Source organism: Burkholderia alba (assembly GCF_034721475.1).
Lineage (GTDB): Bacteria > Pseudomonadota > Gammaproteobacteria > Burkholderiales > Burkholderiaceae > Burkholderia > Burkholderia alba.
On the sequence record NZ_JAWJWL010000013.1, the window covers coordinates 148,985 to 160,697 of the forward strand.

Below are 11,713 nucleotides of genomic sequence, written 5' to 3' on the forward strand. Positions count from 1 at the left end.
TCCGGCATCGCCGCGCGGCTAGCGCAGCACCTTGCCGGGGTTCATCAGGTTCAGCGGATCGAGCGCGGCTTTCAACGTGCGCATCAGGCCGATTTCGACGGCCGATTTGTAGCGTTGCGCGTCGTCGATCTTCAACTGGCCGATGCCATGCTCGGCGCTGATCGTGCCGTGGTGCCGGTGCACGTTTTCGTAGACGACCCGGTTGATCGGCTGCTGGTACTCGGCGAGAAACGCTTTCGGATCGCCGCCTTCGGGCATCTGCACGTTGTAGTGGAGATTGCCGTCGCCGAGGTGGCCGAACGTTACCATCCGCGCGCCGGGTGCCGTCTGCTGGATCGCGGCGTCGGTTTCCTCGATGAAGCGCGCGACCGACGAGATCGGCACCGCGATGTCGTGCTTGATGTTCAGTCCTTCGTCCGCCTGCGCGAGCGGGATATGTTCGCGCAGATCCCAGAACGCACGCGACTGCGCCAGGTTTTCGGCGACCACCGCGTCGACCACGAGGCCCGCTTCGAACGCGTCTTCCATCATCTTCTCGAACAGCGCGCGCGCATGCGTGTCGCTTTCGTTGTCGGACAGTTCGAGCAATACCGTTTGCGGATGCGTGTGCTGGAACGGATAGCGCAGCTGCGGGTAGTGCTTGCCGACCAGCTTCATGCAGAAATCCGACATCAGCTCGAATCCGGTCAGCAGCGGGCCGGCCGCGCGCTGCGCGAGCGCCAGGAAATCGAGCGCCGCGTGCGGCGAATCGAGCGCGGCGAGGGCCGTCACCTGGGCGGCGGGGCGCGGATGCAGCTTCATCACGGCCGCGGTGATGATGCCGAGCGTCCCTTCCGCGCCGATGAACAGGTCGCGCAGGTCGTAGCCGGTGTTGTCCTTGCGCAGTCCGCGCAATCCGCTCCAGATCTCGCCTTGCGGCGTGACCACCTCGAGCCCGAGGCACAGCTCGCGCGCATTGCCGTAACGCAGCACGGCGGTGCCGCCCGCGTTGGTCGCAAGATTGCCGCCGATCGTGCAGCTGCCTTCCGCCGCGAGGCTCAGTGCAAACAGGCGGTCCGCTTCGCGCGCCCGCGCCTGCACTTCGGCGAGGATCACGCCGGCTTCGACGGTGATCGTGTTGTTGTGCGGATCGAGGGCTCGCACGCGGTTCAGGCGGGCCAGGCTCAGCACCGCCTGCGCGCCGCTTCCGTCGGGCGTCGCGCCGCCCGCGAGCCCCGTGTTGCCGCCCTGGGGCACGAGCGCCACGCGGTGCGCGACAGCGGCCTTGACTAGCGCCGCGACCTCGTCGGCGCCGGCGGGGCGCAGCACCGCGCATGCGGAGCCCTGGTAGCGGCGGCGCCAGTCGGTGAGGAAGGGGGCGGTGTCGTGCGGATCGGTCAGCACGTGGTCGGTACCGATTGCCTGGCGGCAGGCGTCCAGAAAGGCGGAGGAGGTCATGGCGTTCTGCGGGGCGAGAAGGTCAGGAACGGGGGCGGCTGCGCTTTGCCGCGCGCTTGAAAGGGGCGACGTAGGCGAGCGCGGCGGCGAAGAAGGCGGCGGCGAGCGCGGTTTCCAGCCAGCCGAGCGTCGCCGACAAACCGCGGTCCGTCATGCCGCGTACGATGCCTTCGGCAAGATAAACCAGAATCAGCATCGATGCCCACTGCAGCGTATAGACGCTGCGCCGCCATACGCCGGGCAGCGCGAGCGCGAGCGGCACCGCCTTCAGCATCAGCGCGGAGCCGCCCGGGCGCAGCGGCGCGAGCCAGACCTCCCACGCGACCGACAGCGCGATCAGCGCGGCGAGCAGCGCGGCCGCGGCGAGCGCGAAGCCGGGACGGGCATTCGGCGGAAGGGGCGAGGGCGCGGCGCTCACGAGACGGTGCCCAGTTTCAGCGCGGTGCGCGCGAGGCGCTCGCCGAGCGCGGCGGCAAGCGTCTTTTCGTCGGCCGAAATGCCTTCCTGGTCGGCGCGGGAGAAGTGCGACGCGCCGTAGGGGGTGCCGCCCGTGCGGGTGGTGGTCAGCGTGCTTTCGGTATACGGAATGCCGACGATCAGCATGCCGTGGTGAAGAAGGGGCAGCATCATCGACAGCAGCGTCGATTCCTGCCCGCCGTGCAGGCTGCCCGTTGACGTGAACACGCAGGCCGGCTTGCCGGCGAGCGCGCCGGACAGCCATTGCGGCGTGGTGCCGTCGAGGAAATACTTGAGCGATGCGGCCATGTTGCCGAACCGGGTGGGCGAGCCGAGCGCGACGCCCGCGCATTCCTCGAGATCGCGCAACTCCGCGTACGGCGGGCCGTCGGCGGGGATCTCGGGCTGCGTCGCTTCGCAGACGGTGGACACGGGCGGCACGGTGCGGATGCGTGCCTGCATGCCGGGTACGCCGTCGATGCCCGCCGCGATCGCGAGCGCGAGTTCGCGCGTGGCGCCGTGACGGCTGTAATAAAGCACCAGGATGTCTTTCATAGGCCTCTTGAGTGAGCGGCTATTATAGGGGCTGAAGCCGTTGCCGAGCGTGGCGGCGCATGTCGTGCAAGCAGAAGGAGAAAGCCGTTGCCGAAGTTGAGCGTCGACCTCGACACCATCAAGCGCCTGGCGCGTTTCGCCGCGAAGCGCAGCGCGGAAGACCGCATTCCGCAGGTCGCGGGCAGTCTCACGTTTACGACGATGCTGGCGCTCGTGCCGCTCGTCACGGTCGCGTTCGCGCTGTTTACCGCGTTCCCGATCTTCTCGTCGTTCCAGAACTCGCTGCAGGGCTTCCTCGCCGATCACCTGATGCCCGTGCAGTTCAACAACCAGATCTTCAAGTACCTGAACCAGTTCGCATCGAAGGCCAAGGGGCTGACGACGGCGGGGATCATCGTGCTCGTCGTCACGGCGGTGATGACGATGATGACGGTCGAGTCGGCGTTCAACGTGATCTGGCGGGTGCGCAAGCCGCGCCCGTTCGCGCAGCGGGTGCTCGCATATTGGGCGTTGATCACGCTCGGGCCGCTGCTGTTCGGGGTGAGCCTGTCGATTTCCTCGTATCTGTTCACGCAGTCGCTGGCGTTTGCGGGGTCGTCGACCACGCCGCCGATCTTCGAATGGCTGCTGACGGCCGCGTCGCTGCCGCTGACCGTGCTCGCGTTCACGCTGCTGTACGTGTATCTGCCGAACTGCACGGTCGCGTGGCGCGACGCGGTGGTGGGCGGCATTTGCGCGGCGATCGCGTTCGAGCTGGCGAAGCGCGGCTTCGGCTATTACGTGCGGCGCATCCCGACCTATACCGCCGTGTACGGTGCCTTCGCCGCGGTGCCGATGTTTCTGCTGTGGATGTACTTGAGCTGGTTCATCGCGCTGGCCGGCGCGATGATCGCGTCGGCGCTGCCGGCGATCCGGATCGGCCAGTTCCACCGGATCCAGTATCCGGGCAGCGATCTGCTCGATTCGCTGGAACTGCTGTCGCGCCTGTCCGAGGCCCGTGAGGCGGGCCGGGCCGGCCATACCGCGGCCCGGCTCGCGTTGATGGTGCGCTGCGACATGGAGACGGCGCAGCGCCTGCTCGCGACGATGGAGGAACGGGAATGGGTCGCGCGGCTGCAAAACGAGCGGGATGCCGCGCCGCGCTTCGTGATGCTGGCGAATCCGGACGAACTGACGGTGGCCGACCTGTTCGACGTGATGGTCGTCGACCGGGGGGAATTGGTCTACCAGTTGCAGCGCAGCAAAACGCAGATCGATCGTGCGTCACTGCTGGATGCGCTGGCGAGCGAGAAGCTGGAAGTGCCGCTCGCGGCGCTGCTCGCACGCCGCACCGCCGCGAACCGAGGCGCGGCCGCGGCGGCGCCGGCCGACGCCGCGCTGCCGCCGAGGCCGGCCTGACGGGCGCGGCCGGGTCGGCTAGATCGAGATCTTGCCGACGCAGATGTCCTTGAACATCACCCAGTCGCCCATCAGGCTGTAGATCGGGTGGCGGAACGTGGCGGGGCGGTTCTTTTCGAAAAAGAAGTGTCCGACCCAGGCGAAGCCGTAGCCGCAGACGACGGCGGCCGGCAGCCACAGCCAGTCGCCCGTCGCGATCGCCATCGCGACGCAGCCGATCACGCCGAGGGAGCCGATGAAATGCAGCCGCCGGGACACGATGTTGCGGTGTTCATCCAGGTAGAACGGGTAGAACTGCGTGAAACTCGCGAAATGATCCGTGGGGACGGGGTGTGCCATGACGGTCTCCTCGAGCGGCGTGCCGGGCGCTCATGATTCCATTGTGCGGCGTCCCGCGCGCGGCCGCAACCGGCGCGGCGCGTGCGCTTTCCTTTTAACAGGCTTTCCGCTAGGATCGAAAGCCAGTTATGCATGAATGCACTAGGGGACAACGATGCGCGTCAGCGACATTCTCAAAGTCAAGGGCAATACGCTTTTTACCGTGACGCCCGATACACCGCTGCGCGAAGCAGTCGATGCGATGGCGGAGCACGATATCGGTTCGCTGGTGGTGATGGAGTACGGCGATCTCGTCGGCATGCTCACCTTCCGCGAAATCATCCTGCGTCTGAAGGAAAACGGCGGCAGCATCGGCGAGGCGCAGGTTCGCAAGGTCATGGACGAGCCGCTCACCTGCACGCCGGAAACCGACGTCAACGAAGTACGCCGGATGATGCTCGAACGGCACGCGCGCTACATGCCGGTGCTCGACCAGCGGGTGCTGATGGGCGTGATTTCGTTCTATGACGTCGCCAAGACGGTGGTCGAGGCGCAGAGCTTCGAGAACCGCATGCTGAAAGCGTATATCCGCGACTGGCCGGAGCCCGAAGGCGAGGCGCACAAGCCGCTGGCGACCTGAGTCCGACGTGCCCGCGTGCCGTGCAGGCAGCGGGTCTTCGAGCGCATGCCTGCGCGTGCGCTCGCCGATGCCCCGCCGCGAAGCCGGCGGGTTCCACCACTCCGTTGTTTCACTGAGTAACGTGCGCGATCGCGTCGCAGCGGGGCGCGGGCGTTCTTGCGCATGAGCGATCAAACTTCCGTTTCCACCGGGGAGCGCGGCGCGCGCCGTCCGCACACGTCGCAATTCGATTTGCTGCGCGAGCGCCGCTTCGCGCCGTTCTTCCTCACGCAGTTCTTCGGCGCGCTGAACGACAACGTCTTCAAGATCGGCTTCACGTCGCTGGTCACCTATCAGACGGCCCGCTTCAGCGGCGTCGATGCGAAAACCGCCGCGTTCCTGATTTCCGCGATCTTCATCCTGCCGTTCGTGCTTTTCTCGGCAACGTCGGGGCAGATCGCCGACAAATACGACAAGGCGCGCCTGACGCGTTTCGTCAAGACTTTCGAAATCGCCCTGATGCTGATCGGCGCGGCGGGCTTCGTGACGCACAGCGCGCCGCTGCTCTATCTGTGCACGTTCATGATGGGGATGCATTCCACGCTGTTCGGGCCGGTCAAGTACTCGTATCTGCCGCAGCATCTCGACGACCGCGAACTGGTGGGCGGCAACGGTCTCGTCGAGATGGGCACCTTCGTCGCGATCCTGATCGGCACGCTCATCGGCGGCGCGGCGGCCGGCATCGCCGGGCGCGGCGAGGTGCTGCTGGCGGTGTGCTGCGTCGGGATCGCGCTGATCGGGCGGCTGGTCTCGTCGAAGGTGCCGGCGACGCCCGCTCCGCAGCCGGATCTCGTCATCAACTGGAACCCGTTCTCCGAGACCTGGCGCAACCTGCGGCTTGCCGGCGAGAACCGTACCGTGTTCCTGAGCCTGCTGGGCATCTCGTGGCTCTGGTTCGTCGGTGCGACCTTCCTGACGTCGTTTTTCAGTTTCGCGAAGGACGTGCTGTCCGCGAATCCGGACGTCGTCACGGTGCTGCTCGCGACGTTCTCGTTCGGCATCGGGCTCGGCTCGCTACTGTGCGAAAGGTTGTCGCGCCGGCGGGTCGAGATCGGGCTCGTCCCGCTCGGGTCGATCGGCATCAGCGTGTTCGCGATCGAGCTGTATTTCGCGAGCCATGCGCTGCCGGCGCAGACCCATCTGCTGAATATCGGCGAATTCCTGAGCCACGCGGCGCACTGGCGGATTCTTGCCGACCTGTTCCTGCTCGCGATGTTCGGCGGCTTCTACAGCGTGCCGTTGTATGCGCTGATCCAGAGCCGCAGCGCGCCGACGCATCGCGCGCGGATCATCGCCGCGAACAACATCCTCAACGCGCTGTTCATGATCGTGTCCGCGGGGATGGCGATGCTGCTCACGAAGGCGGGCGTCGGCATCCCGGGCATCTTCCTCGTGACGGCGCTGCTCAACGTCGCGGTCGCGTCGTATATCTATCTGCTGGTGCCCGAATTCCTGCTGCGCTTCGTCGCGTGGGCGCTCGTGCATACCTTCTACCGGATCCGTCTCGTCCATGCCGAGCGCATTCCCGAGGAGGGCGGCGCGGTGCTGGTCTGCAATCACGTCAGCTATGTCGACGCGCTGGTGATCGCGGCGGCGAGTCCGCGGCCGATCCGCTTCGTGATGGACCACCGCATCTTCGCGAAACCCTTCGCCAGTTGGGTGTTCCGACACGCGAAGGCGATCCCGATCGCGCCGCGCCACGAGGATGCCGCGATGCTCGAGCGCGCGTATGACGCGTGCGAAGCGGCGCTCAACGACGGCGAACTGGTGTGCATCTTCCCGGAGGGCAAGCTGACGAAGACGGGCGATCTCAATCCGTTCCACCACGGCGTGTCCGAGATCCTGGATCGCGCGAACGTCCCCGTCGTGCCGATGGCGCTGCGGGGGCTGTGGGGGAGCGTGTTCTCGCGGCATCAGGATGCGCGCTGGCCGAGGCCGGCCCGGAAGGGCGTGATGAGCCGGCTGACCCTCGCGGTCGGCGAGCCGATGCCGTCTGCGGCGGCCACGCCGGAAGTGCTGCAGGCGGCGGTCGCCGAATTGCGCGGCGCGCGCAAGTAGCCGGCGCGACCGGTCGATATCCTGCGGATTGTCGCGGCGAGGGGCGGCGACGTCTCGCGGCGGCCGGTCGGGGCGGGTACACAGCCCGTCCGAGCCGCATCCACGTGCCCGGCTCTCGCCCAGCCCGTTCCCGCGCCGCGCGAGGCCGCTGGCATAATATCGTTTTCCCGACTTTCTCTTTGGACGGCGCCCATGTCCGGCAATACCCTCGGTACGCTTTTCACTGTCACGACCTTCGGCGAATCGCACGGTCCCGCGATCGGCTGCGTGATCGACGGCTGTCCGCCGGGAATGACGCTGACGGAAGCCGACATCCAGCTCGAACTCGATCGTCGCAAGCCCGGCACGTCCCGCCACGTTACGCAGCGCCAGGAAGCCGATCAGGTCGAAATCCTGTCCGGCGTGTTCGAAGGCACGACCACCGGCGCGCCGATCGCGCTGCTGATCCGCAATACCGACCAGCGCAGCAAGGACTACGGCAACATCGCCGAGACTTTCCGCCCCGGCCACGCCGATTACACCTACTGGCAAAAGTACGGTATTCGAGACTATCGCGGCGGCGGCCGTTCGTCGGCGCGCCTGACGGCACCGCTCGTCGGCGCGGGCGCGGTGGCGAAGAAGTGGCTGCGCGAGCGCTTCGGCGTGGAAGTGCGCGGCTACATGAGCGCGCTCGGTGAAATCGACGTGCCGTTCGTCGACTGGTCGCATGTGCGTGAGAATCCGTTCTTCGCGCCGAACGCCGACATCGTGCCGACGCTCGAGGATTACATGGACGCGCTGCGCAAGGACGGCGACTCGATCGGCGCGCGGATCAACGTCGTCGCGTCCGGCGTGCCGGCGGGCTGGGGCGAGCCGCTGTTCGACCGCCTCGACGCCGATATCGCGCACGCGATGATGGGCATCAATGCGGTGAAGGGCGTCGAGATCGGCGCGGGCTTCGCAAGCATCGCGCAGCGCGGTTCGGTGCACGGCGACGAACTGACGCCCGACGGGTTCGTCGGCAATCATGCCGGCGGCGTGCTGGGCGGGATTTCGACGGGGCAGGATCTCACCGTGTCGATCGCGATCAAGCCGACCTCGAGCATTCGCACGCCGCGCCGCTCGATCACGAAGGCGGGCGAGCCGGCTGTCGTCGAGACCTTCGGGCGCCATGATCCGTGCGTCGGGATTCGTGCGACGCCGATCGCGGAGTCGGTGCTCGCGCTGGTCCTGATCGATCATGCGTTGCGGCACCGTGCGCAATGCGGCGACGTGTCGACCACGACCCCGAAGATCGCTGCGAGCGCCCCCTGATCGCGGCCTGGCCGGCGACCGGCGCGGATGAAATCCCCACCCGCATCCGGTAATCCCCTCGACGTCCTGCGCGAGCGGACGGCCCGGCCGGACGCCACGGCCGCCGATTGGCTCGCGTTCGGACGCGCGATGCTGGCCACGGCCTCACCCGACGATTTACGCCCGGCGCTGGATGCGCTGATTGCCGCGTATCGGCTCGACCCTTCCCTGGATTCCCCGCATCTGCTGTCCGCGATTGCGCAGACCGCGTTCAATCTGCGCGCGTGGCCGCTTGTCGACGACGCGTCGTCGCGTCTGCTGGCGGACGAGCCGCGTGACGCGAACGCACTGATGTGGCGCGCGGCGGCGCTGGATGCGCGCGGCGCGTCCGACGCGGCCGAGCGCGTGCTGCGCGAGGCGATCGCCATCGTGCCGGACAACCCGGTACTGCTGCACAAGCTTGCGCTCTGCGTGAAGGAGCAGGCGCGGTTCGGCGAAGCGAAAGCGTTGCTGGGCGGGGTGCTGGCGCTTGGCGAAGCGAATCCGTATGCCCGCTTCGATCTGGCCGAACTGGCATTGCGCGAGGGCGACTATGCGCGTGGCTGGCCTCACTACGAGGCGCGCCTCGACCTGCCGGCCAATGCGTCTCCCGCCCGCGCGGCGTTGGCCGCCGTCAGCGCGGACTGGCGCGGCGAATCCCTGACTGGCAAGACGCTTCTCGTGCTCGGCGAGCAAGGGCACGGCGATTGTCTGTGGGCAGTCCGCTTCCTGCCTGGGCTCGCCGGCCGTGCAGCGGCCGAGGGCGGCAGGCTGATCGTCGGGTATGACGGCCCGCTGCGCGGCCTGATCGAGCGGGCGTTGCCCGACGGCGTGACGCTCGAGACGGGGCTCGTCACCCCGCCGGATTTTCACTGCGGATTGATGAGCGTGCCGATGCGGCTCGGCGTCGACGGCCCCGGCGGTTGGGGGCGCGCTTATCTTCGTGCCGACCCGGCCGCGGTTGCGGGCTGGCGAGACTGGATCGAAGCGCATGCGAAGGGCCGACGCAAGGTCGGACTGGTCTGGAACGGCAATCCGAATCACCTTCGCGACGCGCGGCGTTCGATTCCGCCCGGAGAGTTCGGCGCACTGCTGACGGTACCGGGTATCGCCTATTTCGCGCTGTCGCCGGGGCGCGGCGCGGTGGTCGACGCGTGGCGCGCGCAAGGCATCGCGATCGACGACCCGACGCCGCAGTTCGCCGCGGACTTCGACGATGTCGCGGCGCTCGCCCAGCAGCTCGATCTGGTGGTCACGATCGACAGCGGTCCGGCCCATCTGGCCGGCGCGCTCGGCGTGCCCACCTGCCTGATGATCGACCGCGTGTCCGCCTGGTTCTGGTGCGCCGGCGAGGGCCGGGCGCCCTGGTACGACTCGATCGAGCTCTATCGTCAGCCGCGGGTTGGCGAGTGGGCGCCGGTGATTGCCAAGGTGCGCGCGCGACTGGAGTCGCTGGCCGCTTCGTGAGTCTCGTCGCGCGCGGCCGGTGAACAACGGGCGCCGTCCGTTGCGGCGCCCGCCGGCAGGCCGGATGAGCGTGACGCGCGCGTCACGCTCATCCGGCCTGCCGGCGGGCGCCGCCGCGGACGGCGCCCGTTTTTAACGGGGCGCGCGCGCCGGGAGGCGCGGGCCGCTTCGTGAGTCTCGTCGCGCGCGGCCCGTGAAAAACGGGCGCCGTCCGATGCGGCGCCCGCCGGCAGGCCGGATGAGCGTGACGCGCGCGTCACATGTTCGGATAGTTCGGCCCGCCGCCGCCTTCCGGCGTGACCCACACGATGTTCTGCGTCGGATCCTTGATGTCGCAGGTCTTGCAGTGCACGCAATTCTGCGCATTGATGACGAGACGCTCGGCACCGTCGTCAGCCTTCACGAACTCGTACACGGCGGCCGGGCAGAAGCGCGCTTCCGGGCCGGCATAGGTGTGCAGGTTGACGTTGACGGGCACGGTCGGATCTTTCAGCGTCAGATGGGCCGGCTGGTTCTCCTCGTGGTTGGTATTCGAGATGAATACCGACGACAGCCGGTCGAACGTCAGCTTGCCGTCCGGCTTCGGATACTCGATCGGCTGGCACTGCGACGCCGGCTTCAGCATTTCGTGGTCGGCGTGCTTGTGGTGCAGGGTCCACGGCACGTTGCCGCCCATCACCTTCTGTTCGAGCCCGACCATCAGGGTGCCGAGATAGAGCCCCTTGCTCATCCATTGCTTGAAATTGCGCGAACGATACAGCTCGCCATACAGCCAGGAGGTCTTGAACGCGTCGGGGTAGGCCGTCAGCTCGTCGGCCTGGCGGCCGGCCTGCACGGCGTCGAACGCGGCGTCGGCGGCCAGCATGCCGGTCTTGATGGCCGCATGGCTGCCCTTGATTCGCGACGCGTTCAGGAAGCCCGCATCGTCGCCGACCAGCGCGCCGCCCGGAAACACCGTTTTCGGCAGCGACAGCAGACCGCCCGCCGTGATCGCCCGCGCGCCGTACGACACGCGCTTGCCGCCGTCGAGGATCGCGCGGATCGCCGGGTGGGTTTTGTAGCGCTGGAATTCCTCGAACGGCGACAGATAGGGATTCGTATAGCCGAGGCCGACCACGAAACCGACGACGACCTGGTTGTTGTCCATGTGATACAGAAACGAACCGCCGTAGGTATCGGACGCGAGTGGCCAGCCGGCGGTGTGCATCACCAGGCCGGGCTTGTGCTTGGCGGGATCGATTTCCCACAGTTCCTTGATGCCGATGCCGTATGCCTGCGGATCGCAGTTCGCGTTCAGCTTGAACTTGTCCATCAGCTGGCGGCCGAGGTTGCCGCGCGCACCTTCGCAGAACAGCGTGTACTTCGCGTGCAGTTCCATGCCGAGCTGGAAGTTCTCGGTCGGCTCGCCGTCCTTGCCGATCCCCATGTTGCCGGTCGCGACGCCCTTGACCGAGCCGTCGTCGTTGTAGAGGACCTCGGCCGCCGGAAAGCCCGGGAAGATCTCGACGCCGAGCGCTTCGGCCTGCTGGCCGAGCCAGCGCGTGACGTTGCCGAGGCTGATCACGTAGTTGCCGTGGTTCTTGAAATTGTCCGGCAGCGCCCAGTTCGGTACCTGCGTCGCGCCTTTCTCGGATAGAAACAGGAAGCGATCTTCGGTCACGTCGACCGTGAGCGGCGCGCCTTTTTCCTTCCAGTCGGGGAACAGTTCGGTGATCGCCCGCGGGTCCATCACCGCGCCCGACAGGATATGCGCGCCGATCTCCGAACCTTTTTCGAGCACGCACACGCCGATTTCCACGCTTTTTTCGGCGGCGAGCTGTTTGAGCCGAATGGCTGCGGACAGGCCGGCGGGGCCGCCGCCCACGATCACGACGTCATATTCCATCGATTCGCGCGGACCGTATTGCTCGATGAGGCTTGCGGGGGTCATGGACGTTCCTCTAACCGTTAGAATGCTTTTATTCGGGAGCGTATTGTCGGCGAAACAAAACGCTCGCCGCAACAGAATGCGGTTAGATTAGCACGATCGTTCTA

General features: G+C 67.1%; 10 protein-coding genes. 5 read left to right on the forward strand and 5 right to left on the reverse strand.

Annotation, left to right across the window (positions count from 1 at the left end; genetic code table 11):
* Positions 1 to 18 precede the first annotated feature (18 nt).
* Genes RZR99_RS16800 through wrbA form a run of 3 tightly spaced genes read right to left on the reverse strand, consistent with a single transcriptional unit; the run spans position 19 to position 2,448 of the window.
* A complete protein-coding gene (locus tag RZR99_RS16800; protein ID WP_323120896.1) occupies positions 19 to 1,437 on the reverse strand; it encodes an FAD-binding oxidoreductase in 1,419 nt (472 codons plus the stop codon).
* Positions 1,438 to 1,459: 22 nt separating this feature from the next.
* Positions 1,460 to 1,855, reverse strand: coding sequence for a DUF2069 domain-containing protein (locus tag RZR99_RS16805; protein WP_323120897.1), 396 nt, complete (start codon positions 1,853 to 1,855; stop codon positions 1,460 to 1,462).
* Positions 1,852 to 2,448, reverse strand: a complete 597-nt coding sequence (gene wrbA / locus RZR99_RS16810; RefSeq protein WP_323120898.1) for an NAD(P)H:quinone oxidoreductase — start codon at positions 2,446 to 2,448, stop codon at positions 1,852 to 1,854. Before wrbA ends, RZR99_RS16805 begins: the two co-directional genes overlap by 4 nt.
* 87 nt (positions 2,449 to 2,535) lie before the next feature.
* Between wrbA and RZR99_RS16815 the strand changes: the two genes are divergently transcribed.
* A complete protein-coding gene (locus tag RZR99_RS16815) occupies positions 2,536 to 3,846 on the forward strand; it encodes a YihY family inner membrane protein (RefSeq protein ID WP_323120899.1) in 1,311 nt (436 codons plus the stop codon).
* Between the two features lie 18 nt (positions 3,847 to 3,864).
* On the opposite strand, the gene RZR99_RS16820 is transcribed toward RZR99_RS16815, so the two are convergent.
* Positions 3,865 to 4,185 (reverse strand): Mpo1-like protein, encoded by a 321-nt coding sequence (locus RZR99_RS16820; RefSeq protein WP_323120900.1) that lies wholly within the window; start codon positions 4,183 to 4,185, stop codon positions 3,865 to 3,867.
* A 154-nt stretch (positions 4,186 to 4,339) separates the two neighbouring features.
* On the opposite strand from RZR99_RS16820, the gene RZR99_RS16825 reads away from it, so the two are divergent.
* From RZR99_RS16825 to RZR99_RS16840, 4 genes are all read left to right on the forward strand, one after another.
* Complete coding sequence (locus RZR99_RS16825) at positions 4,340 to 4,804, forward strand: CBS domain-containing protein (protein WP_323120901.1); 465 nt, start codon at positions 4,340 to 4,342, stop codon at positions 4,802 to 4,804.
* A gap of 162 nt (positions 4,805 to 4,966) precedes the next feature.
* Complete coding sequence (locus RZR99_RS16830) at positions 4,967 to 6,901, forward strand: MFS transporter (RefSeq protein ID WP_323120902.1); 1,935 nt, start codon at positions 4,967 to 4,969, stop codon at positions 6,899 to 6,901.
* A gap of 192 nt (positions 6,902 to 7,093) precedes the next feature.
* Positions 7,094 to 8,194 carry a chorismate synthase gene (aroC, locus tag RZR99_RS16835; protein WP_323120903.1) on the forward strand — a complete coding sequence of 367 codons (1,101 nt, stop codon included), beginning with the start codon at positions 7,094 to 7,096 and terminating at the stop codon, positions 8,192 to 8,194.
* Between the two features lie 27 nt (positions 8,195 to 8,221).
* The gene (locus tag RZR99_RS16840; RefSeq protein ID WP_323120904.1) at positions 8,222 to 9,679 is read left to right on the forward strand and encodes a glycosyltransferase family 9 protein; all 1,458 of its coding nucleotides are present in this window, start codon (positions 8,222 to 8,224) and stop codon (positions 9,677 to 9,679) included.
* Between the two features lie 256 nt (positions 9,680 to 9,935).
* Here the strand turns inward: RZR99_RS16840 and RZR99_RS16845 are convergent, their stop codons facing one another.
* The gene (locus RZR99_RS16845) at positions 9,936 to 11,681 is read right to left on the reverse strand and encodes an electron transfer flavoprotein-ubiquinone oxidoreductase (RefSeq protein WP_407655462.1); all 1,746 of its coding nucleotides are present in this window, start codon (positions 11,679 to 11,681) and stop codon (positions 9,936 to 9,938) included.
* Positions 11,682 to 11,713 lie beyond the last annotated feature (32 nt).